Origin of the sequence: Dyella japonica DSM 16301 (assembly GCF_001010355.1) — a bacterium.
Lineage (GTDB): Bacteria > Pseudomonadota > Gammaproteobacteria > Xanthomonadales > Rhodanobacteraceae > Dyella > Dyella japonica.
In genome coordinates this window covers 35,592-58,719 of sequence record NZ_JPLA01000023.1, presented here as the reverse complement: position 1 = coordinate 58,719, position 23,128 = coordinate 35,592, and the positions used below count along the sequence as shown (strand labels likewise).

Annotated in this window: 17 protein-coding genes; 14 read left to right on the top strand and 3 right to left on the bottom strand. The window is 65.8% G+C overall.

Annotated elements, in window-relative coordinates:
* Positions 1-125 precede the first annotated feature (125 nt).
* The 4 genes from Y882_RS18845 (at position 126) to Y882_RS08880 (ending at position 7,815) form a co-directional block, all read left to right on the top strand.
* On the top strand, positions 126-3,695 hold the full coding sequence (locus Y882_RS18845; protein ID WP_052949827.1) for an autotransporter outer membrane beta-barrel domain-containing protein: 3,570 nt from the start codon (positions 126-128) through the stop codon (positions 3,693-3,695).
* A gap of 75 nt (positions 3,696-3,770) precedes the next feature.
* The gene (locus Y882_RS08890; RefSeq protein WP_052949825.1) at positions 3,771-6,191 is read left to right on the top strand and encodes a DEAD/DEAH box helicase; all 2,421 of its coding nucleotides are present in this window, start codon (positions 3,771-3,773) and stop codon (positions 6,189-6,191) included.
* Positions 6,188-7,054, top strand: coding sequence for a ribonuclease H-like domain-containing protein (locus Y882_RS08885; RefSeq protein ID WP_046971547.1), 867 nt, complete (start codon positions 6,188-6,190; stop codon positions 7,052-7,054). Before Y882_RS08890 ends, Y882_RS08885 begins: the two co-directional genes overlap by 4 nt.
* Positions 7,055-7,143: 89 nt before the next feature.
* Positions 7,144-7,815, top strand: a complete 672-nt coding sequence (locus tag Y882_RS08880; RefSeq protein WP_046971546.1) for a MarC family protein — start codon at positions 7,144-7,146, stop codon at positions 7,813-7,815.
* Positions 7,816-7,835: 20 nt separating this feature from the next.
* On the opposite strand, the gene Y882_RS08875 is transcribed toward Y882_RS08880, so the two are convergent.
* Positions 7,836-8,339 carry a DoxX family protein gene (locus Y882_RS08875; RefSeq protein ID WP_082121025.1) on the bottom strand — a complete coding sequence of 168 codons (504 nt, stop codon included), beginning with the start codon at positions 8,337-8,339 and terminating at the stop codon, positions 7,836-7,838.
* A gap of 276 nt (positions 8,340-8,615) precedes the next feature.
* On the opposite strand from Y882_RS08875, the gene bufA2 reads away from it, so the two are divergent.
* The 4 genes from bufA2 to Y882_RS08855 all read left to right on the top strand — a co-directional run bounded on the left by bufA2 (position 8,616) and on the right by Y882_RS08855 (position 11,562).
* Positions 8,616-8,900, top strand: a complete 285-nt coding sequence (bufA2, locus tag Y882_RS08870; RefSeq protein WP_046971545.1) for a BufA2 family periplasmic bufferin-type metallophore — start codon at positions 8,616-8,618, stop codon at positions 8,898-8,900.
* A gap of 61 nt (positions 8,901-8,961) precedes the next feature.
* The gene (bufB, locus tag Y882_RS08865) at positions 8,962-9,804 is read left to right on the top strand and encodes an MNIO family bufferin maturase (RefSeq protein WP_046971544.1); all 843 of its coding nucleotides are present in this window, start codon (positions 8,962-8,964) and stop codon (positions 9,802-9,804) included.
* Positions 9,801-10,592: an HvfC/BufC N-terminal domain-containing protein gene (locus Y882_RS18840; RefSeq protein WP_052949824.1), complete on the top strand. Its 792-nt coding sequence runs from the start codon at positions 9,801-9,803 to the stop codon at positions 10,590-10,592. Before bufB ends, Y882_RS18840 begins: the two co-directional genes overlap by 4 nt.
* Before the next feature lie 55 nt (positions 10,593-10,647).
* Positions 10,648-11,562: a helix-turn-helix transcriptional regulator gene (locus Y882_RS08855; protein WP_052949821.1), complete on the top strand. Its 915-nt coding sequence runs from the start codon at positions 10,648-10,650 to the stop codon at positions 11,560-11,562.
* Between the two features lie 6 nt (positions 11,563-11,568).
* Here Y882_RS08855 and Y882_RS08850 read toward each other — a convergent pair whose 3' ends face one another.
* Complete coding sequence (locus tag Y882_RS08850; RefSeq protein ID WP_046971543.1) at positions 11,569-12,597, bottom strand: sensor domain-containing diguanylate cyclase; 1,029 nt, start codon at positions 12,595-12,597, stop codon at positions 11,569-11,571.
* 238 nt (positions 12,598-12,835) lie between these two features.
* Here Y882_RS08850 and Y882_RS08845 point away from each other — a divergent pair, with 238 nt between their 5' ends.
* The 6 genes from Y882_RS08845 (at position 12,836) to Y882_RS08820 (ending at position 21,316) form a co-directional block, all read left to right on the top strand.
* The gene (locus Y882_RS08845) at positions 12,836-14,827 is read left to right on the top strand and encodes a serine hydrolase domain-containing protein (protein WP_244466306.1); all 1,992 of its coding nucleotides are present in this window, start codon (positions 12,836-12,838) and stop codon (positions 14,825-14,827) included.
* 3 nt (positions 14,828-14,830) lie between these two features.
* On the top strand, positions 14,831-15,211 hold the full coding sequence (locus Y882_RS08840; protein ID WP_211259154.1) for an MliC family protein: 381 nt from the start codon (positions 14,831-14,833) through the stop codon (positions 15,209-15,211).
* 229 nt (positions 15,212-15,440) lie between these two features.
* Positions 15,441-18,371: a TonB-dependent receptor gene (locus Y882_RS08835; protein ID WP_046971542.1), complete on the top strand. Its 2,931-nt coding sequence runs from the start codon at positions 15,441-15,443 to the stop codon at positions 18,369-18,371.
* A gap of 204 nt (positions 18,372-18,575) precedes the next feature.
* Positions 18,576-19,529: a prolyl aminopeptidase gene (gene pip / locus Y882_RS08830; protein WP_046971541.1), complete on the top strand. Its 954-nt coding sequence runs from the start codon at positions 18,576-18,578 to the stop codon at positions 19,527-19,529.
* Positions 19,530-19,797: 268 nt separating this feature from the next.
* The gene (locus tag Y882_RS08825) at positions 19,798-20,745 is read left to right on the top strand and encodes a hypothetical protein (protein ID WP_046971540.1); all 948 of its coding nucleotides are present in this window, start codon (positions 19,798-19,800) and stop codon (positions 20,743-20,745) included.
* A gap of 109 nt (positions 20,746-20,854) precedes the next feature.
* Positions 20,855-21,316, top strand: coding sequence for a hypothetical protein (locus tag Y882_RS08820; RefSeq protein ID WP_211259153.1), 462 nt, complete (start codon positions 20,855-20,857; stop codon positions 21,314-21,316).
* Between the two features lie 48 nt (positions 21,317-21,364).
* Here Y882_RS08820 and Y882_RS08815 read toward each other — a convergent pair whose 3' ends face one another.
* Positions 21,365-22,945 carry a tryptophan halogenase family protein gene (locus Y882_RS08815; protein WP_046971539.1) on the bottom strand — a complete coding sequence of 527 codons (1,581 nt, stop codon included), beginning with the start codon at positions 22,943-22,945 and terminating at the stop codon, positions 21,365-21,367.
* Positions 22,946-23,128: the final 183 nt, after the last annotated feature.

Below are 23,128 nucleotides of genomic sequence, written 5' to 3'. Positions count from 1 at the left end.
AGTCAGACACCGTGAGGGCTCTCTAAGACAACGCTAAGGAAAGGGCTGCGCCGCGTAGCGAAGCTGTCATGGGACTTAAGCAATGCGATCGCAACACTTGCGGGCTTACGCCACAGGGGGCCCCCATGAAGAAGAAGCTGCTCGTCGCCGGAATCCTGCTCGCGCTGGTCGATAGCGCCCACGCCGCCACGTTCGAGATCACGCCGGGACAGACGTCCAATACCGCGCAGACGCTCGCCGCGGGCCAGACCGGCACCATCGACGCCACCGGCACGCTGTCGATCGGCGGCAGCACCGCCGTTGCGGTCACCGTGACCGGCAGCAGCACGATCACCAACAACGGCACGCTGATCGACACGACCACCGGCCGCGCCATCCGCGACAACACCGGCAATCTCACGCTCACCGTCACCAATGGTGTGGGTGCGCTGATGCAGACGGCGGACAACGACGTGATCCAGATGAACAAGGCGAGCAGCAACGTCGTGTTCTACAACTACGGCCGGCTGTATTCGGCCAACGCGTCGCTAGGCGGCGCCCAGGCGATCGACTTCAATGCGATCACCACCGGCAGCAGCGCGTTGTACAACTACGCTACCGGCGATATCGAGGCGTACGAAGCGGACGCCGTGCGTCCGGGCGTGAACGGCTTCGTCTACAACGACGGTCTGATCAAGTCGACCAACGCGGCAGGCAGCACCGACGGCAGCGATGGCATCGATGCGCAGAGCAATAGCGGCATCACCATCGTCAACGCCACCACCGGGTCGGCCAGCGTGGCCGGCACCGGCACCATCGAAGGCGCGCGCCACGGCATCACGGGCGGCAACACCGACGTGACCACCAGCGGCGCGTTTACCTTGTCGGTGACCAACAACCTCGGCGGCACCATCCAGGGCGACAACGGCTCGGGCATCAATATTGACGGCTTCAACGCCAACGAAGTGGTGACCGTGGTCAACCACGGCACCATCACCGGCAACGGCGTGAACGGCGATGGCGACGGCGTCGACGTGGATGGCCTGGTGAACATCACCAATACCGGCACGATCAAGTCGCTGCATGCGTACAACGACACCAGCGAGGGCGTCACCGTCGGCGGCGGCACCATCGTCAACTCCGGCACCATCGAAGGCGACAACTCGGCGACCAATGGCGACGGCACCGTCAACACCGGCACCGGCCGCGGCATCACGCTGGCCGGCCTGGACAAGGACCCGACCACCGACGCGCCGATTCCGGTCCAGGGCATCTACGGCAATACCACGGTCACCAATAGCGGGCTGATCCGCGGCCAGAGCGATTCGGCCATCGCCGTCACCGGCGCCGCCAACGCCTTCACCGTCACCATCACCAACCTTGCCGGCGGCACGCTGGAAGGCGGCGGCACGACGGCGGCGGCGGTGTACACCGGCGGCAACAGCGCCACCGTGATCAACTACGGCACCATCACGGCCGACAGCAGCAACCTCGCGGTGGATCTGGGCAGCGGCAACAGCAGCCTGCAGATCCTCGGCGGCTCGGCCGTGGTCAACGGAAATATCAACGGCGGCACCGGCAGCAGCACGCTGACCATCGCGCCCGGCGCCGGCAACAGCTTCAGCTATGCCGGCTCCATCGCAAACTTCGCCAGCGTGCTGATCGGCGCCGGCACCACCACGCTCAATGGCGCCAGCACGTACAACGGCAACACCACCGTCAGCGGCGGCACCCTGGTGCTAGGCAACAGCAGCGCGATCGGCAGCGGTACGCTCGTGGCCGCCGCGCCGACGCTGGTCTATCGCAATGGCATCAACCTCGCCAATGCGATCAGCCTGCAGGGCGCAACGACGCTCGAGGTGGACGGCAGCGATGCCGCCACGCAGTCGGGCGTCCTCAGCGGCAGCTTCGGCCTCAGCAAGACCGGCAGCGGCACGCTCACGCTGACCGGCGCGAACAGCTACAGCGGCGGCACCACCATCAGCGCAGGCATGCTGCTGGGCAACACTGCCAGCCTGCAGGGCAATATCACCAACAACGCCGCGCTGGTGTTCGACCAGGCCAGCGACGGCATCTACAGCGGCGTGCTCGGCGGCACGGGCTCGCTCACCAAGACCGGCACCGGCATGCTGGTGCTGGACGGCAAGAACAGTTTCGCCGGCACCACCACGGTGCAGAGCGGCACGTTGGAAGTGGGCGATGCGGCCAATGCGTCCGCCACGCTCGGAGGCAACGTGCAGGTGGCCTCGGGTGGCACCTTGCGTGGTCACGGCACCATCGTGGGCAATGTGATGAACAACGGCGCGCTGCAGCCGGGCGGTTCGATCGGCACGCTCACGATCAACGGCAATTACACGCAGGCCGCCAACGGTGCGCTGGTGATCGATGCGGCGCCCACCGGCCAGGCCGACCTGCTCACCGTCAACGGCAAGGCCAGCATCGCCGGCAGCACAGTGGTGCTGGGCACCACGGGTAACTGGGCGCCGCGCACCGACTACACCATCCTCACCGCGACGCAGGGCGTCACCGGCCAGTTCGCCTCGGCCAGCAGCAACCTGGCCTTCCTCACGCCCACGCTCGCCTATACGGCCAACAACGTGACGCTGTCGCTGGAACGCAACGATGTGAGCTTCGCTGGTGTTGCACAGACGCCGAACGAACGCGCCACGGCCACGGCGGTGGAAGCGCTGGGCTGGAATAGCGCGCTGTACAACGCCGTGGTGATGGCCGATGCAGCGGCGGCGCGCCATGCCTACGATCAGCTCTCCGGCGAAATCTACGCCAGCACGCGCACCGCACTGATGGACGACAGCCGCTACGTGCGCGACGCGATCAACGATCACCTGCTCGGCCTCAACAACGGCGCCACCGGCACCAGCGCCACCGGCGACAACGGCGTCTCCGCCTGGACTGCCGGCTGGGGCCATTGGGGCAATCATGACGGCGACGGCAATGCCGCGCGCCTGCAAGCGAACGGCAGCGGCCTGCTGGTCGGTGCGGACATGTTGCTGGGTTCGCAGGCACGCATCGGTGCGGTGGCGGGATTTGGCCAGAACAGCGCAAACGTCGATGCACTGGGCTCGTCGTCGCATACCACCGGTACGCATCTGGGTGTGTATGGCGGCTTGCATGCCGATGCCTTCCAGTTGCAGGGCGCCGTGGCCTATAGCTGGCAGACGGTGGACAGCCATCGCACGGTGGCCTTCGACACCTTCAACGAGCGCTACAACAGCGAGTACGACGGCAACACCGGGCAGGCTTATATCGACGCGAGCTACGCGTTCGGCACGCCGGCCGCGACGTTCTCGCCGTTCCTCAATGTGGCTTACGTGCGTCTGCACACGGACGCCGCCAGCGAAGGCGACGGCGCCGCGGCGCTTGATGCGAATGCGCAGACGGACTCGTCCACCTACGCCACGCTGGGCCTGCGCAGCGTGTTCGCGCTGGATGCCAGCGGCGGGCTGCGCGCGCACTTCAGCCTGGGTTGGCAGCACGCCTGGGGCGATACCGCCACCAGCAGCGCGTTGCGCTTCGCCAATGGCAATCTCGCCTACACCGTCGATGGCGTGCCGGTGGCGCGCAACGCCGCGGCCTTCAATGGCGGCCTGAGTTTCGCCGTATCGCCCAGCGTCACGGTGGATGCCAGCTACAACGGCCAGTTCGCCAGCCATGCCAACGACCAGGCGGCCCGCATGAGCCTCACCTGGATGTTCTAAGCCGCGCCAGACCGGGCCGTCTCAGGGATTGAGACGGCCTGCGGGTGCAATGCCGTCCCCGGATGGAGCGCACCGATGAACGCCTTGCCCAACCCCATGGCCCAACGCGCGGTGCGCGGCGACGGTGCGTTGGCCGCGCCGGTCTCCGGTGGCGACCAGCTCGCCCGGCGGCTCGCCAAACGCTACGGCGACCGCGTCACCGGTTCGTTCGTGCTGCCGGGGCGCGAGGGCCAGTTCGCCCCGCTGCCCGGCGATATGCCGCCGGCACTCGCCGATGCGCTGCGTGCGCGCGGCATCCATCAGCTCTATGCCCATCAGGCGCAGGCGTGGAACGCCACCGCCGCCGGCCAGCATGTGGTGATCGCCACGCCCACCGCATCCGGCAAATCGCTGTGCTACACCTTGCCGGTGATCAGTGCGGCGATTCGCCAGCGCGCCAAGGCGCTGTTCCTGTTCCCGACCAAGGCGCTGGCGCAGGACCAGGTGGCCGAGCTGCTGGAACTCAACCAGGCCGGCGATCTCGGCGTCAAAGCCTTCACCTTCGACGGCGACACGCCGGGCGATGCGCGGCAGGCGATCCGCCTGCATGGCGACATCGTGGTGAGCAATCCGGACATGCTGCACCAGGCGATCCTGCCGCATCACACCAAGTGGGCGCAGTTCTTCGAAAACCTGCGCTACATCGTGATCGATGAAGTGCATACCTACCGCGGCGTGTTCGGCTCACACGTGGCCAATGTGCTGCGCCGCCTGCAGCGTGTATGTGCGTTCTACGGGGTGACGCCGCAGTTCATCCTGTGCTCGGCGACCATTGGCAATCCTGCGGAGCATGCCAGCGCGCTGATCGAGCAGCCGGTCACCGCAATCACCGAAAGCGGCGCACCGGTGGGTGAGAAACATGTGCTGCTGTGGAACCCGCCGGTGGTCAATGCGGATCTGGGCCTGCGCGCCTCGGCGCGTTCGCAATCGAACCGCATCGCGCGCACGGCGATCCGCTCGGGGCTGAAGACGCTGGTGTTCGCGCAGTCACGGCTGATGGTCGAAGTGCTTACCAAATACCTCAAGGACGTGTTCGACAGCGACCCGCGCAAGGCGCCGCGCATCCGCGCCTATCGCGGCGGCTATCTGCCCACCGAGCGGCGTGCGGCGGAACGCGAGATGCGGGCAGGACAGGTAGACGGCATCGTCAGCACCTCGGCGCTGGAGCTGGGCGTGGATATCGGTGCGCTCGACGTGGTGGTGCTCAACGGCTATCCGGGCAGCGTCGCCGCCACCTGGCAGCGCTTCGGCCGCGCGGGTCGGCGCCAGCAGGCCTCGCTTGGCGTGCTGGTGGCGAGCAGCGATCCGCTCGATCAGTACCTGGTGCGTCATCCGGAATTCTTCCAGGAGGCCACCCCGGAACACGCGCGCATCGCCGCCGACCAGCCGCTGATCCTGCTCGACCATATCCGTTGCGCCGCGTTCGAACTGCCGTTCCGCGACGGCGAACTGTTCGGCCCGCAGGACGCCACGCCGTGGCTGCAGGTGCTCGCCGAAGAAGGCGTGCTGCATCAGGAAGGCGAACGCTTTGAGTGGATTGCCGATAGCTATCCGGCCAATGCGGTATCGCTGCGCTCGGTGGCGGACGGCAACTTCGTGGTGGTCGATCGTACCGACGGTCGCCAGACCATCGTGGCCGAGGTCGACTTCAGCGCAGCCTCGCTCACCTTGTACGAAGGCGCCATCCATATGATCCAGTCGGTGCCCTACCAGGTGGAACGGCTGGACTGGAACGGCCGCAAGGCCTTCGTCACGCGCACCAACGTCGACTACTACACCGACGCCATCGACTACACCAAGCTCAAGGTGCTGGAGGCGTTCGACGGCTCGCCCGCCGGCAATGGCAGCGCGCATCACGGCGAAGTGCATGTGGCGCGCCGCGTGGCCGGCTACAAGAAGATCCGTTATTACACGCATGAAAACATCGGCTACGGCCCGGTGAATCTGCCCGATCTCGAACTGCATACGACCGCTGTGTGGTGGCAGTTGCCGCAGCGCGCGCTGGAGCAGGCGTTCGATCATCGCCAGGATGCGCTCGACGGTTTCCTCGCAGCGGCGCATGCCTTGCACATCGTGGCGACGGTGGCAGTAATGGCCGAAGCACGCGATCTGCAGAAGGCCGTAGGCAGCGGTGACGGCGCATGGTTCGCCACGCCGGACGCCAACGGTCGCGCGCAGCTGCGCTCCGGCTTCGGCGAGGGCGAGCCATCGATGAGCGGACCGTTTGTACCCACGCTGTTTCTCTACGATGCGTTCCCCGGCGGCGTGGGGTTGAGCGCTCCGTTGTACGAGCGGCGCGAAGACCTGGTACGCCTCGCCCGCGAGTTGGTGCGCCGCTGCGATTGCCGCGGCGGCTGCCCGGCCTGTGTCGGGCCGGTGCTGGCCGCGGACGAGCAGAACGCACGCTCGCTGAAGTCGCTCGCCACGCGCGTGCTCGACCTGATCATTGCCCTATGAGTGCGCTGGCCGACAAATTGCGCGGCCTGCGTCGCCAGGCCGGTGTCGTGCCGCCCGCACCAGCAGCGGTGGCCATGCCGGCGAAGCCGCGTCCCGCACTGCCCGACAATATTGCGCAGCTGCTCGGCATCCGCCAGCGCGTGCAAGGCGCATCGGCCAAGCCTCGACGCACGGCAAGCGTGGAACCCTCGTCGCTGCCCGGGCAGACCATCGCACCCGGCCTGCAGTTGTGCGAAACGAGCAGCGCATGGCCGCCCGAACCGCCCGCCTTCCACGCGGCGTTTGCGCGCGTCGACCAGATGATCGCGGCGGAACGTCTGGTGCTGTTCGACACGGAAACCACCGGACTGGCCGGCGGCACCGGCACGCGCGCCTTCATGATCGGCGTGGGCGACTGGCATGAGGGTCGTTTCCGCGAACGCCAATTGCTGATCACCACGCTGGCGGGCGAAGCGGCGATGCTCGACTGCTTCGCGTCATGGCTGCGTCCGGATGCGGTGCTGGTGAGCTACAACGGCAAGTCGTATGACTCGCCCCTGCTTAAGACGCGCTTTCGACTTCACCAGCGTTCGTGCCCGCTCGAAGGCCTGGCGCATATCGACCTGTTGCATCCCGTACGCCGCCGCTGGCGTGGCGCCTGGGAGAACTGCCGCCTGGCCACCGCCGAGCGCCAGCTGCTGCAGGTGGTGCGCGATGACGACCTGCCCGGCTCCGAAGCGCCCGCCGCCTGGCTGAGCTATCTGCGCGGCGGCTCGGCGCAGGCGTTGCATCGCGTGGCGCGGCACAACAGCCAGGATCTGCGCAGCCTCGGCGGCATTCTTCACCGCTTCGCGACATGTGACGAGGCAAACACGCAGATCTGAGAGACGCGATCGGCGGGACGACTTGCTGGGCCTTCCTGCCGGAAGCCAGCGGCCCGGCCCACTGCAAGCCTGCATCCGGAGCTGCAAGCATGCTGAGAGATTTCACCCAGACCGCCCTGCTGCTCATCACGGGCCTGTTCCCCGTGATCAACCCGATCGGCTCGGCCTTCATCGTGCTCAGCATGGTGCCGAACACCACGGCCGCCGAGCGCACCGAGCTGGCCTGGCGCATCACCACCAACAGCTTTGCCATCCTGCTGGTGTCGCTGCTGATGGGCGCCTACGTGCTCACCTTTTTTGGCATCTCCATTCCGGTGCTGCGCGTGGCCGGCGGCATGATCATCGCGGTGGCCGGCTGGAACCTGCTGCAAAAGCCCGACGATGACGCCGCCGCCAACGAGAAGGCGCAGGAGGTGAACCCCTCTTCGCATACCGGATCGCTGGCCGCCAAGACCTTCTATCCGTTGACCCTGCCCTTGATGGTCGGCCCGGGCTCCATCTCGGTGGCCATCGCGCTGGGCACCAGCTCGCCACGGGCAGGATTGTCGGCCATCCATTTCCTGGGCGTCGCCGCCGCGCTGGTGGTGCTGTGCGCCAGCATCTATGTCTGCATGCGCTTTGCCGACACGCTGGAACGGTGGCTGGGTTCCGGCGGCACCAAGATCGTGATGCGCCTGTTTGCGCTGGTCACCTTCTGCATCGGCATGCAGCTGCTATGGGTGGGCTTGTCCGACCTGCTGGCATCGGTGAAGTGGCGCTAGCAACCTCCGGTGTGAGGTCGTCAGTCGATCACGGGGATGGCCATGCGCGCTGACGGTGCCGTCTCCGATGTCGTGCGTATCCCCAGCGCCCGCGCCAGCAGGGTGTCGAGGCTGGCTCTGCCCGGGCCGCTGATCAGCAGCCAGAAGAAGATCAGGCTGTAGACGATCTCGTCCGCTTCGACGTAGTCGTCCAGGCCCGTGAGGTTGGCCGATACGACCAGCACCACGGCCACCGCCATGTTGATGAGCATGGGGATGCACACCAGGCGGGTGCACAGGCCGAGCATGATCAGCAGGCCGCCGAGCAATTCCGTCCACGCCGACAGTCCCGCGCTGAACGCAGGGAAGGGAATGCCCCAGCCAACGAAGCGCTGGGTGAAGCCGTCGAGGTTGTGCACCTTGGCGATGCCGGTTTCCAGCCAGAAGTAGCCGAACACCACGCGCACCACCAAGGGTCCGAACCATTCGATGCGCTGCAGCCATTGCAGCAGCTGGGTGGCCTTGTCGGCGATGAAGTGGCGCATGACGGCGGGTTCCGCGTATCGAGGTGCGGGCATCATGCGAAGCGCACGCGATCGCCGCCATGGCTGGTCGTCCATGCTTTCTTGCCCGCCGTCCGGTCCTGCCCGGCGCGGCCATCGCCGGACGATCGGGCACAAAAGGGAGACGCGGGGGGACAGCCCACGGGCACCCGTCTGTCGAGAATGCTCAGGTCGGCAGTGCTTGGCCATGGTGTCCGGGCCCGACGTTGTCTATCCACGCCGCCAGCGGGCGGCCGTCTACCTGACAGGAGTGTTTCCATGAAGACCCACAAGCTCAACGGCGCCGCCATGGCGATGATGGTTGCCGGTCTGTTCGCCGTCACCACGATGTCCGCTTCGGCGGCCGAGAAGACCGACGCCGGCAAGTCGGCCGATACCGCCAGCGTGAAGTGCATGAACTCCTCGTCCTGCAAGGGCCACGGCGCCTGCAAGCAGGCCAGCAATGCCTGCAAGGGCCAGAACGCCTGCAAGGGCCAGGGCTTCACCATGCAGAAGAGCCAGCAGGAATGTGACGCCGCCCAGGCTGCCGCCAAGGCCTCCTGAGCTTGATCGCGGGGCTTTCGGCACGCTCGAAAGCCCCGCACTTTTTGCATCGAGTAGCGCCATGTCCACTTCACGCCAGCTGCCCTATCTCGGCTTCGGTCTCGGCCTGCGCGTCGATCACTACGAAACACTGATCGACGAACCAGGCAACGTGCAGTGGCTCGAGATCGTTTCGGAAAACTATCTGGTCCCCGGCGGCCGGCCGCTGCGCTGGCTGGAGGGTTTTCGCGAACGCTTTCCGCTGGTGATGCACGGCGTGTCGATGTCCATCGGCGGCACCGATCCGCTCGACATGGCTTATCTCGATCAGCTCGCCGCCCTCGCGCGACACGTCGAGCCGGCGTGGATTTCCGATCATCTGTGCTGGACCGGCGTGCAAGGCGTCAACCTGCACGACCTGATGCCGCTGCCGTATACCGAAGAGGCCTTGCAGCATGTGGTGGACCGCGTGCGCCGCGTGCAGGACAGGCTGGGCCGGCGCATCCTGCTGGAGAACGTGTCGAGCTACATCAGCTTCGCGCAGTCGCAGCTGACCGAGTGGGAGTTCCTCGCCGCCGTCGCCGAGCGCGCCGATTGCCTCATCCTGCTCGACATCAACAACGTGCACGTGAGTGCACACAACCATGGCTTTGCCGCGCTCGACTATCTCGATGGCCTGCCGGCATCACGCGTGCAGCAATTCCATCTGGCCGGCCACGAGCGGGGCGGCGAGCTGTTGATCGACACGCATGATGCGCCGGTGGTCGATGCCGTGTGGGACCTCTATGTGGAGGCCGTGCGTCGCTACGGCCGGGTCTCCACCATGATCGAGCGCGACGACCACATTCCTCCGCTTGCCGAACTGCTGGCGGAACTCGAGCATGCCCGCTCGCTGGCCGACGCGCTGCTGCAGGAAGCGGCATGAGCGATCTGCGCGACCTGCAGCTGCAGCTGGCGGATGCCATGCTGGCGGGCGGCACGCCCTTGTCCGGTGCGCTGCGCGGTGACGCCAAGGCCGACGCGTCGAATCGCCTCGCCATCTACCAGCATGGCTATCGCATACGCCTGCGCGAGGCGCTGGCAACCGAGTTTCCCGGGCTGGCCCTGCTGGCCGGACGGCGCTTTGCTCGGCTGCTGGACGACTACGTGGCCGCGCATCCGTCCACGCACTTCAATATCCGCTGGCACGGTGATGGACTCGCCGGGTTCCTCATGCGCACCGCGCCGTGGCGCGACCGGCCCGAACTGGCCGAAATGGCTCAACTGGACTGGGCGATATCCACCGCGTTCGACGCGGCGGACCAAGCCACGGTAAGCGCCGCCGACCTTGCCGGCCTGGCGCCGGACGCGTGGGCGGCATTGCGGCTGCATCCGCTGCCGCACGCACGGCTGCTTCGCTGCACCAGCAATGTCGACGCGTTCCGGCGCGCGGCCGACCGCGGCGAGCCTCGTCCGGCCTTGCGCCGTTGGCGCCGCGCACGCCATCTGCTGGTCTGGCGGCCGGCGCTGGATGTGCGCTATCGGCAGGTCACCGTGGCGGAACTGCCCGCGCTGCTGGGCGCGTTGAATGGCGACAGCTTCGCCCAACTGTGCGAACGCCTGGCCCAGCGTCATGGCGTCGCCGCCCTGCCCCGCATGGCGGCACTGCTCGCGCAATGGCTGGACGAACGGCTGATCGGCCGGCTGACCCTGCCGGGAGCAACCACCATGTAACCGGCAGCCGACCGGTGGCGAAGGTCTTGATGAGACATCCACCGGAAGGAAGGCCATGTACATCGAACCGAATCCGTCGCTGCCCGCCGGCCCGCGCCCGCGGCTGGTGGAGCCGGCGCTGGAAGCCCTGCTCAGCCGGTCGATGCTGCAGGTGCAGGTGGTCGCCGAATTGCATCGCTGCGGTTCGTGGTACGCGGACGCGCCGCGCTACGAGTGCGGCCTGTTTCATCTGGTGGGCGCCGGGCGCTGCCAGGTGGAGAGCGAGGAGCTGGGCGGCGCGGTGACCCTGGAGGCCGGCGACCTGGTGATCTTTCCGCACGGCGCGCCGCATCGGCTGAGCGGCACCGGGGAACACGACATGCTGCAGACGAGCCTGATCTGCGGCGAATTCCGTTTCACCGGCAGCTCGCAGCATCCGCTCAAGCTTGCCCTGCCCGCCTGCATGGTGATCCATGCCGCCGACGCCAGCGCGCCGTTTCGCCAGCTGGCCTCGACCATGGCGCAGGTCGTGCATGCCGACTGCGCCGGCCGCCATGTGCTGCTCAACAAGCTGGCCGATGCGCTGTTCACGCTGGCGATCTGCGACTACTCCCGCACGACCGAGCAACGCCAGGGACTGTTCGCCTCGCTGGCCGACCCGCGCATTGCCCGCGTGCTGCAGGCGGTGCATGACCATCCGGGCAAGGCGTGGACCATGCAATCGATGGCCGCGCTGGCCTGCATGTCGCGTTCCGCGTTTGCCGAGCGCTTCACCCAGCTGATGCGCCAGCCGCCGATCCAATACGTCACGCAATGGCGCGTGAGCGTGGCCGAGCAGTTGTTGCGCGATCGCCAACAATCGGTGGCCGGGATCGCGCAGCAGCTGGGCTATAGCAGCGAAGCGGCCTTCCGCCGCCTGTTCAAGCGTGTGAGCGGCCGCTGTCCCGGCCGTGTCCGCGGCGAAGGCATGCGCGCTGCCGTATTGAACTGAGGCGACTCAGCGCGCCGGCTGCGACTGCCGACGTTCGCGCTTGACCTCGTACATGGCGGCATCGGCCTGGGCAAGCAGTGTCTCCGGTTCCACTTCGCCCGACATCGACACGATGCTGCCGATGCTGGGCCCGGCATAGTCGAGGACCAGCTCGCCCAGGTGGAAGCGACCGGTGGTCGCTTCCTGCAGCCGCCTGCGCAGCGCATCGACCACAACCAGGGCGTCGTGGTGCGCGGGGCTGGACAGCACCACGAATTCATCGCCACCCAGGCGCGCGACGAAATCATCCGAGCGCACCGCGCCCTGCATGCGCCCGCCGATGGCCGCGAGAAAACGATCGCCGGCGTCATGGCCGTGGGTGTCGTTGATCGCCTTGAACTGGTCCAGATCGACGAAGGCCACCACCAGCGCGCGGCCATCCGGGCCGTGACCGTCGAGGCGGCGGCGCAGCTCTTCCATCAACGCACGGCGATTGGGCAGCCGGGTGGTGGCGTCGGTCAGCGCGCTCACCGCGAGCGTGTCGTTGGCGCGCTGCAAGGCCTGCAACATGCGCTCGCGCTCGATCTGCTGGCCGATCAGGCGCGAGAACATCTGCAACACCTGATCCGCGCCATCCGCCAGGGGCTTGCGATCGCCGCTGGCCGCGCACAGCGTGCCGTAGAGCGTGCCGTCTTCCAGTTGCACCGGCGTGCTGGCATAGGTGGCGATGCCCAGCTCGCGGGCGGGACCGGAGTCGGCCCAGCAATTGGCCACGTCATCGGTATAAGGCCGGCCTTCTTCCAGTGCGCGCTTGCACAGCGTGCCCTCCCACGGCACCGAGAGACCCTCCGGTATGTCCAGCCGGCTGGTGTTCTTCGAATACAGGATGTACTGGTAGCCGGCCGCCGTGTCGATGGTGGTGAGGTAGGTCGATTCCAACCCCGTCACCGTCTGCAGCAGTTCGAGCAGGGGCCGCACCAGTTCTTCGAGCGTGCGTGCTTTGGCAACAGACTCCGCCAGGCGGCCGACGAAATCTGATGGGTGAATCGGCGACATGAGCTTCCTTCGGTGCATTCGAGACGCAAAGCAGGACCAGGCGCCTGCCAACGCAATCGCCATTAAATGATGGCCGGCCGAACGGATGCAATCACGGCCCAAAGGCCGCATTGCGCACTGGCTTCGCGTCGCAACCTGTGTAGACTCCCCCGGACCACCCGTGTCACCGACCATGTCGCGCCGGGCCGCCGTTCCGGTGCGTGACAACAGAGCGTTCCCCTCGCTGCGAGGTACCTCCATGTTGATGCGTTGCGTTGCGTTTGTCGGGCTGTTCGCACTGGCCGCTGCTACGCTGGCAGGCCCCGCGCCTTCACCTGCTGCACCGGCCGCGGGCGCGGCGGTGAAGGCCGATACGGCCAAGACCACATCTGCCGGCACGCAATTCATGCTGCCCTCCGACTGGACGCTGCGCGCCAGCGGCAACAAGGTGACCTTAAGTCCGCCCGAGGCCGGTTCGCAGGCCGTGCTGGTCGACGTGAAGGCCGGTACGCCCGATGACGCCGTGGCGCAGGCCTGGAAAGCCTATGCCCCCGCCAAGACCTGGCCGCTGCAGGTGGCCACCGATGTGGCTCCGCGCGACAACTGGGAGCAGATCCGCATCTACAACTACGAGACGTCCGCCAACGACAAGCGCGGCGTCACTGCCATCGCCTACCGTCATGGCGAGCAGTACACCGTGCTGATCTACGACGTGGCCAATGCGGTGGGCGAAAAGCGCGCCTCGCAATTGCGCGCGATCTCCGACCGGCTGCTGCCCAAGGGCTACCAGCGCGAGAGTTTCGCCGGCAAGAAGGCGCATGCGCTCGATGCGGCGCGGATCGAAACGCTCAAGAGCTTTGTGGACGACGCGCGCAAGGCATACGACGTGCCGGGCGTCGCCATCGGCCTGATCGATCACGGCAAGGTGGTGTTCGCCGGCGGCCTGGGCGTGCGCGAGATCAACAAGCCCGAGCCGATCGACGCCGACACGCTGTTCATGATCGCCTCCAACACCAAGGCGCTGACCACGCTGATGCTGGCGCGCGAGGTCGATCAAAAGAAATTCACCTGGAACACGCCCGTCGTGCAGGTGATGCCCACGTTCAAGCTGGGCGATGCCGCGACCACCAAGCAGGTGCTGATCAAGCACCTGATCTGCGCCTGCACCGGCATGCCGCGACAGGACATGGAGTGGCTGCTCAACAGCCGCGACGCCACGCCGGAGACCGTATTGAAGGCGCTGTCGGGCATGCAGCCCACCAGCAAGTTCGGCGAGCTGTTCCAGTACTCCAACCTGATGGCCGCAGCCGCGGGTTATATCGGCGGCCATGTGCTGTATCCGGATATGGAACTGGGCGCCGCCTACGACCTGGCCATGCAGCAGCAGGTGTTCGATCCGCTGCAGATGAAGCTCACCACCTTCGACTACGACCGCGCCCTGCTCGGCGACCACGCCACGCCGCACGGCATGGATGTGGACGGCCATACGGCGGTGGCCGGCATGGGCATCAACGATTCCATCCGAGCCGCGCGTCCTGCCGGCGCCGCGTGGAGCGCGGTGAGCGACATGCTGCGCTACGTGCAGATGGAGCTGGCCGACGGCGTACTGCCGGACGGCAAGCGCTACGTATCCAAAGAGGCCTTGCTGGAACGCCGCAAGCCGAACGTGGCGCTGGGCACCACGGCAACCTATGGCATGGGCCTGATGGTGGATCACACCTGGGGCGTGCCGGTGGTGCATCACGGCGGCGACCTGGCCGGATTCCATTCGGACATGCTGTGGCTGCCCGAGCAGGGCGTGGGCGCGGTGATCCTCACCAATGCCGACGCCGGCGTGTTCATCCGAGGTCCGTTCCAGCGCCGCCTGCTCGAACTGCTGTTTGACGGCAAGCCGCTGGCGCAGGGCGACATCGATGCCGGCGTGAAGCGGCTGAAGGCGGAGATCGCCGCCCAGCGCAAGCGCCTGACCGTGCCCGCCGATCCCGCCCAGGCGGCCAAGCTGGCGGATCGTTATCGCAATCCGGCGGTGGGCAGCATCCAGGTGGATCGCAGCGGCAAGCACCTCGTGTTCAACTTTGGCGCGTGGCATAGCGACGTGGCCTCGCGCAAGAACGACGACGGCTCGCTGTCCTTCGTGACCATTTCCCCGGGCTCCGACGGCTTTGAGTTCGTCGTCTCCGGCACGGCGGACAATCGCAAGCTGATCCTCCGCGACGATCAGCACGAATACGTCTACGACGAGGTGAAGTGAGTCATGAACGCCTTGCATCGCAACGCCATGCGCGTCGTGTTCGGCGCAGCGGTCTCGGTGGCCGCTGCCACGGCGCTGGCCGACACGCTGAACGTGCCGGAGATTCCGGTGGACGCGACCTTGCAGCGCAACTACCAGTGTCAGTCCGGCCAGTCGCTCAAGGTGACGTACTACAACAGCCATGGCGGCCAGAGCTTTGCGCTGCTGTTGGTGAAGGACAAAGCCATGCTGTTCGTCGACACCCTGGCCGGCTCCGGTGTGAAGTACGTGGCCGGTCCGTATACCTGGTGGACCAAGGGCAATCACGGCGACCTGTATGACATGACCGCCGGTCCGAACGCTGCGCCCATCATCGCCGGCTGCACCTCTTCGCTCGGCACGTAGACGACGGTCTGCTCACCTCGCTGAACCGGGGAGCGCGTTTCCTTCAGCACCATGAACGAACTTGCTGCGTCGCATGATGACAGCAGCAAATTCTCTCGCTCATGCTCCTCGTCCACGCAGAAACCTACCGCCCACGGTCTGGCCGCAAGAAGTTGCCGGACAGACCGAAGTGCGTTTCTGCGTGCTGCACCGAGGGGGTGCAGTCATCGAATCAGTCATGGGGAAGGGAATGAACGGTCGCCGCTCGCAGGTTTTCGTCGCAGGATCCATCGGGGCCAAGCGCCCGCTCACCATCGCATGTGCCACTGCCCTGCTCGCCCTGGCAGCGGTGCAACCGGCCTTGGCGCAACAGACACAGGATGCATCCGCAACACCGCAGACCACCCAACCCACGCCGACGGCAAAGCCTGCGAAGACTGATCAAAACGCCTTGCCCAAATCGGAAGACCGCGCCGCCACGCTCGATGCCATCACCGTCACCGGCATCGCTGGCAGCATCGAGAATTCGATCAAGGCCAAGATGAATTCGGACAACATCATCGAGGCCATCTCCGCCGAGGACATCGGCAAGCTGCCCGATGCGAGCATCGCCGAAAGCCTGGCCCGCCTGCCCGGCCTGGCCACCCAACGCGTGGACGGCCGTGCCAACCAGATCTCCATCCGCGGCCTGGCGCCCGACTTTGCCGGCACCACCTTGAACGGGCGCGAGCAGGCCACCGTCGGCGAAAACCGCGGCGTGGAATACGACCAGTACCCGGCCGAACTCATCAGCGGCGCCGCCGTGTACAAGACGCCTGATGCGAGCCTGATCGGCCAGGGCCTGTCCGGCACGGTCGACCTGCACACCCTCAAGCCGCTGGACCTGTCCAGCCGCGCCATCGTGGCCAATCTGCGCGGTGAGTACACCACCAACGGCAAAAACAATCCGGGTTCGGGCGTGGGCGACCTGGGCCATCGCGCCAGCTTCTCCTACGTCGACCAGTTCCTGGATCACACGCTGGGCCTGGCGGTCGGCTTCGCCCAACTCGATTCGCCGATCCAGGAAAAGCAGTACCAGGCCTGGTGGTGGAGCCTCAACAACGGCCCGGGCAGCATCGAGGACGCCTGGGGCGGTCCGCACTCGCCCGGCCTGCCCGACGGCGTGCTCTCGCAGGAAGGCATGCAGTTGCGCGCACAGTCGGAGAACCAGCTGCGCAATGGCCTGATGGCCGTGCTCGAGTGGGCGCCGAACGACTGGTACCACTCCACGCTCGATACCTATTACTCCACCTTCAACGAAAAGAAGACCACCAACGGCGTGCAGTGGGCCAGCGGCCCGTACGACAACGCCGGCCCGGCGGTGTACAGCAACGTGGGCGTGGTGCCCTCGCAGCCCTATCCGGTGGTGACCACCGGCACCATGGACGGCATCCGGCCGATCCTGCAGAACGAGTACACCAAGGAACACGACAAGCTGTTCTCGGCCGGCTGGAACAACCAGTTTGAATTCGGCGGCGGTTGGCAGGGCGTGGCGGATCTGTCCTATTCCAGCGCGAAGAAGGATCTGCACGACGCTTACCTGTTTAGCGGCATCCCCGGCCAGGGCACCACCAGCGTGCAGTTCGCCACGCCGCTCAACTACGGTTTCCCGGACTTCAGCGCCGGCGTGAACCTGGCCGATCCGTCGGCCATCCAGTTCACCGATCCCGATGGCTACGGCTACAACGGCCGCCAGGAGTTCGACCACCAGAACGATGTGATCAAGGCAATCCGCCTGCAGGTCTCCCATCCGGTGGGCTGGATCTTCAGCACGGTGGACGTCGGCGTGAACTACTCCGACCGCAAGAAGACCAAGTCGGCCGACGTGCAATTCGCGTGGCTCAACGGCAACGGTTCCACCGGCAGCACCTATCAGCCAGGCTACTCGGTGCCGGTCAACCCGGCCTTCCTCTATGGACCCACCTCGATCAATTACGGCGGGATCGGGCCGATTCTCAACTACAACGTGCTGGCGGCGCTGAACAGCCAGTTCTATCTCACCGACGGCAACGGCCAGGGCGACTGGGCGCGCAATTACAGCGTCGAGGAGAAAGTCCCGGTCGCGTACGTGAAGTTCAATATCGACACCATGCTGGGCAGTGTTCCGTTGCGCGGCAATATGGGCGTGCAGTTCGTACACACCGACCAGTCGTCAACCGCGCTGCAGACCAACGGCAACACCCTGGTGGGCAATATCAGCGGCGGCACCACCTACAACAACGTGCTGCCCAGCCTGAACCTGGCCGCCGAGATTGCCGACCAGCAATACCTCCGCTTCGGTTTCGCCAAGACCATGACGCGCGGACGCATCGACGATGAAAAGGTCGCCACCTCGGCCGGCGTCTACCAGGTCACCGATGGCCCGGCGGCCGGCCAGGTGTTGTGGACCGGCAGCGGCGGCAATCCGCAGCTCAAGCCCTATGTGGCGGTGGGCACCGACCTGTCGTGGGAGAAGTATTTCGGCAAGGCCAGCTACGTCGCCGCCGCGGTGTTCAACAAGAACCTGTTGAACTACATCTATGACCAGACGGTGCTCAACTACGACTTCTCCAAGTACATCAACAACGATCCCACCCTGGTGCCGACCAGCAATATCGGCTCGTTCACCACGCCACAGAACGGCACCGGTGGGCGCATGGAAGGCCTGGAGCTGTCCGGTGCGCTCGAAGGCGCGCTGATCGCCCGTCCGCTCGACGGCTTCGGCGTGCAGGGCAACTTCTCGCTCACCAACAGCACCGTGCCGGTGAGTTCGATCACCTCGATTCCTGGCGCGCCATCCACCCTGCCCGGCCTCTCGCGCAAGGTGGCGAACCTGGCGTTCTACTACGAGAAGTACGGCTGGTCGGTGCGCATCTCCGAACGTTATCGCTCCTCTTATACCGGCGAAGCGATCGCCCTGTTCGACCAGCTGGGCTACAAGAAAGTGCTGGCCGACAAGCAGACCGATTTCCAGGCCGGCTACAACTTCTCCCAGGGCTACTGGAACGGCCTGTCGGTACTGCTGCAGGTCTACAACCTCACCAACTCGGCAGAGAAGACCGCGCAGATCTCCGCCTTGCCCAATGGCGTGGAAGTCGGACGCCCGCTCGACTACAACACCTGGGGCCGCACGGTGATGTTTGGCATCAACTACAAGCTCTGATCGAGCTGCGGTCCGCCGCGGCATGAAGGAGCTTGCCGGTTGGATCGCCTTGGCGCTGACCATCGTCTGCACGATGGCCAGCGCTGGTGATTCGCCCGCCAGATCGCCGTAGCCTTCCACACTGTAGGAGCGCACCCTGTGTGCGACTGCCCCACGAGAATGGGGACGGCTATGCTGGGGCAAGCACCTCAACGGAGAACCCCCGTGCGCGACCTATACCCCGAGATCGAACCCTATCGCACCCATCGCCTGCGCGTGGACGACATCCACGAACTGCATATCGAGGAATGCGGCAATCCCGATGGCCTGCCCGTGGTGTTCCTGCATGGTGGCCCGGGTGCGGGGGTGTCGCCGTATCACCGCCGCTTCTTCGATCCGGCGCGCTACCGCATCGTGCTGTTCGATCAGCGCGGTGCGGGCAAGTCGACGCCGCATGCGGAGCTGCGCGACAACACGACCTGGCATCTGGTCAGCGATATCGAAGCCGTGCGTGAGCATTTCGGCATCGAACGCTGGGTGGTGTTCGGTGGCTCGTGGGGTTCGACGCTGGCGCTCGCTTATGCACAGACGCATCCGGAGCGTGTGCTTGGACTGGTGCTGCGCGGCATCTTCCTCGGCCGGCCGGGCGAACTGCGCTGGTTCAACGAACTCGATGGCGGCGCCCGCTGGATCTTTCCCGAGCGCTGGGAACGCTACCTCGCGCATATCCCCGAAGCCGAACGCCATGACATGGTGGAGGCGTATTGGCGTCGCCTCGATAGCGACGACGAGGCCGTGCGCATCGCCGCGGCGATCGCGTGGGGCAACTGGGAAGGCGGCAGCACCACGCTGATCCACGATCCGGATGAACCCGGCAACTTCGAAGACCCGCACGCCGCGGTAAGCGTGGCGCGCGCCGAAGCGCACTACTTCCGCCACCGCGTGTTTCTTGAGCCGGATCAGCTGCTGCGCGATGTCGACCGCCTGCGCCATATCCCCGCCACCATCGTGCATGGCCGCTACGACATCATCTGCCCGGTGAAGAGCGCCTGCGATCTCGCCAACGCGTGGCCGGAAGCGGCATTCCATATCGTGCTGGCAGGTCACAGCGCGGCCGATCCGGCCATCGTGGATGTCCTGGTCAGCGCGACGGATGCGTTGGCCGATCGATACGTGTGAAGCCGCGCAGTCGCGCGCACCGCTGATGGCCACGCATGCACGGGAAGCGTGCAACGCGTGGCCGATATCTCCCCCTTGTCACCGGCGATTGACTGGGGTTTGATGCAGCCATCTGGCGACGACGTCCCCCTTTGTTGCGTCGCCTGAATTCAGAAGGATGGACGCGATGCTCTGGCATTCGCGACTCTGACCGGATCGAACGGATCCGTCCGGAGGGATGTGCCTGGCTTCAGGGATCGTTGTACTGCCACGCCAATGAGGGACTGACATGCGCGCACGCAAAGCTGGCCACATGCTTGGTTTTCTCGCCGTCGTTCTGCTGCTGGGAGGCGCCGTCCAGGCGGCGCCGTCGCCCGATGTGGCCCGGACGACTCCGACGCTGGATTTCGTCGCTTCGCCCTATGCGGACTTTCTGTTCTATCTGCTGCACCGGGACAACGCGAACTTCCCCGACCTGCGCGCGTCCGTGCCGCTGGACGACGTCAAAGAGCTGAACACGGGTGCCTTTCTCCCTGGATACGCCTTGGTGTCGGATATCCGCAGCTATGCCGACCTCTACCGGCTTGCCTACACCTACGACAACAGCGCCGCCCTGGTCGCAGCGCTGAAGCAGGGTGAGGCGCACTTCCCCGCATTCATGGCTTACTGGAAGCGGGAGGTGGAACCCAAGGAGCAGGAGACCATTGCCGCATGGAAGGCCGAAGAGGCGAAGGCACGCAACGTCGAGCGGCTTGAAGGCCTCACGCGCCTGCGCTTCCCCTATTCCACGGTGAAAGTCGCGGTGATCGCGCTCGGCCCGCTCGGCGGCAATCTGCAGAATCCACCGATCATGTTTGCCACCATGAAGGATGCGAGCCTGCCCGCGGTGGTGGGCTACGACGGCACGCACATGATGCTCAGCGGCCACGCCGACGACTGGAAGAAGCGCAAGAAGGCGGCGCAAGCGATCAACCTGATCTATGCGCACGGCGGTACGTCCTACGACATCGAGGAGGCGCTGTGCCTGCTCATGCAGGCGAAGCTGCCCGCAACTTATGGGATGGGCGCCGATCGCTCTGCGGCCGACGCCGGCGACACGCCGCGGCGCGTGCTGCTGCGCGCGATGGAGCGGGACTGGGATCGCTATCGCGGTAACGCATCGATCAATGCCGTGGATTTCGCCATCGACGAAACCATCCGCACGTTCGGCACGACCGGCGTCGCCACGCTGCCCTGAGCGCGTCTCGCGCAACGCCAACCGCCGGCTAAACGCAGGTTCTTCAAGCAAGGCCTGCGCAAGCGGCGCCACTGAATAATGCGGCCACTTTCATACCCGAGGGGGCCGCATGAAGTTGCTGTACAAGCGCATGATGTTGACGACCAGCCTGGCCGTGTTGTTGCCGTTGGCTGCCCACGCCGATATGCCGGGTCGTCACCCCGCTTACCTGCACGCGCTGTCCGATTTGCGCGCGGCGCGCTGGATGCTCTCCCATCGTCCGGGCGATGCCGCGGTGAGCAGCCAGGAAGATATCGCCATCTCGGAAATTGACCGCGCGATGGGCGAGATCAAACACGCGGCGTATGACGACGGCAAGAATCTCGACGATCACCCGCCGGTGGATGTCGGCGCGGATCAACCGGGCCGCCTGCATCAGGCGGCGCAACTGTTGTCCAAGGTGCACAACGATATCGATCGCGAAGAGGACGATCCGCAGACGCGCGAACTCAAGCATCGCGCCCTGATGCACGTGGACCAGGCCCAGGCGGCCGTGGATCACGCTATCGGCGACATTCACTACGGGCGATAACCGCCACACGCCAGCGCTTCACCGAGGCGCTGGCGTGATCGCCTTGATTTAGACGAGCGCAGCCTCGATGCCAGCACGTTCGCGATACTCCTTGCACATCTGCTCCACCAGGGCGCGGTGATCGGGCAGGTCGTGCAATGCTTGTGACGCGGCCAGTTGGATGTTGCGAAACTCCTGCCGCGCCTCGTCGACACGCGGATATAGGTTGCGCATAGGCGAGAGATCCGTCTTGAACTCCATGCCGTAGAGCACGTACTGCCAGCTCGAGACGAGGAACATCTCCAGGTCGCTGACAAAGTCCAGCCGATGCGGCGGCCGATGCTTCCACTGCGCCAGCTTGTCCTGCAGTGACTGCGGAATGCTGACCGGATCGGCGTTGTCGATCCAGAACTTGGAGTCGCGGCGCTGGCTCAGGCAGTAGTGCATTTTGATGAAATCGATGATGCGGTCGTAGCGCGCAATCATCATCTCGTTGAAGTGGCGCGCAGCCTGCTCCATCGTGTCGGTATCGTTGGGCAACAGGTGCGTGAGCAGATAGGTCGCCAGTTCGATCAGCGCGATGCCGGTGGATTCCAGCGGCTCGACGAAGCCGCCGGCCAGGCCCACCGCCACGCAATTCTTGCGCCAGTGTTCCGGCCGGTAGCCGGTTTCGAATTTGATATGGAAGGCCTTGAGGCCGTCGGCGACCGGACCAAGGTAGTTGCGGAACACCGCTTCCGCGCGCTCTACATCGGTGTGCCGCGAGGAATACACATAGCCTGCGCCGCGCCGCTTCTGCAGGCCGATATCCCAGATCCAGCCTGCTTCCTGCGCGGTGGAAATCGTGTACGACGGAATCGGTGAGTCGGGCTGCGCATAAGGCACCTGGATGGCCACCGCGCGGTCAGCGAACAGCACGTCGGCGCGGCTGCGGAACGGCGACTGCATGACGTTGCCGATCAACATGCCCTTGAGGCCGGTGCAATCCACGTAGAGATCGGCGGTGAGTTCGCCCAGCTCCTTGGTCACGATGCGCGCGATGGCGCCGTGTTCGTCAAGCTCCGCGCGCTCCACCGTGGCCACGTGGCGCTGCACGCCCAGCGTTTCCTGTCCGTGTTCGGCCAGCACGCGCGCGAAGCACGCCGCATCGAAATGGAACGCGTGGTTCAAGGGCCCCTGGTAATCAGGATCCTTGTAGCGCTTGGGGCCCTTGCTGTGATCGACCAGGGTGCTCTGCATCGACACCGCATCGGCGAAGGGCATGCCTTCAGGCGCGGCGCCAAGCAACCAGTACGGCAACAGCTCCGGGCCACCGGGACGCTGGCTCGGTGCATTGAAGGGATGGAAAAAGTGATCCGCACCCGGCGTGCCCGGTGGGCGCACCCAGTGGCGATAGTGGATGCCTTGCTTGTAGGTCGCCGTGGCGCCGACCAGGAAGCGACGCTCGTCCAGGCCGATCGCGGCAAGCGTGCCGCGAATCGACGGAAAGGTCGCCTCGCCCACGCCGAGCAGGCCGATATCCGGCGATTCCACCAGATGCACCTGCACGCTGTTGGGATCGGCCGCATTCACCGCCTTGGCGAGATAGCACGCAGCCAGCCAGCCGGCGGTGCCACCACCGACGATCAGCACTTTCTTCAGACGAGCCATGTGAACTCCCGGCCGGCGGGAACGCCAGCGCGTTGCGGCAATGCATCCGCAGACGATAACAAGAAAGAACTGCCGGGCCGCCCCACGCGGGCCCGGCAAAAACGCCATTCAAGGGGAGAGGCGGCGATGCTCCCCGGAGCATCGCCTATAGAACGGCAAACCAGCGGCGGCGCGACAGTCATG

Bases quoted from the DNA above. Each gene is read 5' to 3' on its own strand.
- Y882_RS18845 (WP_052949827.1), top strand. From the start codon at position 126: ATGAAGAAGAAGCTGCTCGTCGCCGGAATCCTGCTCGCGCTGGTCGAT.
- Y882_RS08890 (WP_052949825.1), top strand. From the start codon at position 3,771: ATGAACGCCTTGCCCAACCCCATGGCCCAACGCGCGGTGCGCGGCGAC.
- Y882_RS08885 (WP_046971547.1), top strand. From the start codon at position 6,188: ATGAGTGCGCTGGCCGACAAATTGCGCGGCCTGCGTCGCCAGGCCGGT.
- Y882_RS08880 (WP_046971546.1), top strand. From the start codon at position 7,144: ATGCTGAGAGATTTCACCCAGACCGCCCTGCTGCTCATCACGGGCCTG.
- Y882_RS08875 (WP_082121025.1), bottom strand. From the start codon at position 8,339: ATGCGCCACTTCATCGCCGACAAGGCCACCCAGCTGCTGCAATGGCTG.
- bufA2 (WP_046971545.1), top strand. From the start codon at position 8,616: ATGAAGACCCACAAGCTCAACGGCGCCGCCATGGCGATGATGGTTGCC.
- bufB (WP_046971544.1), top strand. From the start codon at position 8,962: ATGTCCACTTCACGCCAGCTGCCCTATCTCGGCTTCGGTCTCGGCCTG.
- Y882_RS18840 (WP_052949824.1), top strand. From the start codon at position 9,801: ATGAGCGATCTGCGCGACCTGCAGCTGCAGCTGGCGGATGCCATGCTG.
- Y882_RS08855 (WP_052949821.1), top strand. From the start codon at position 10,648: ATGTACATCGAACCGAATCCGTCGCTGCCCGCCGGCCCGCGCCCGCGG.
- Y882_RS08850 (WP_046971543.1), bottom strand. From the start codon at position 12,597: ATGTCGCCGATTCACCCATCAGATTTCGTCGGCCGCCTGGCGGAGTCT.
- Y882_RS08845 (WP_244466306.1), top strand. From the start codon at position 12,836: ATGTTGATGCGTTGCGTTGCGTTTGTCGGGCTGTTCGCACTGGCCGCT.
- Y882_RS08840 (WP_211259154.1), top strand. From the start codon at position 14,831: ATGAACGCCTTGCATCGCAACGCCATGCGCGTCGTGTTCGGCGCAGCG.
- Y882_RS08835 (WP_046971542.1), top strand. From the start codon at position 15,441: ATGAACGGTCGCCGCTCGCAGGTTTTCGTCGCAGGATCCATCGGGGCC.
- Y882_RS08825 (WP_046971540.1), top strand. From the start codon at position 19,798: ATGCGCGCACGCAAAGCTGGCCACATGCTTGGTTTTCTCGCCGTCGTT.
- Y882_RS08820 (WP_211259153.1), top strand. From the start codon at position 20,855: ATGAAGTTGCTGTACAAGCGCATGATGTTGACGACCAGCCTGGCCGTG.
- Y882_RS08815 (WP_046971539.1), bottom strand. From the start codon at position 22,945: ATGGCTCGTCTGAAGAAAGTGCTGATCGTCGGTGGTGGCACCGCCGGC.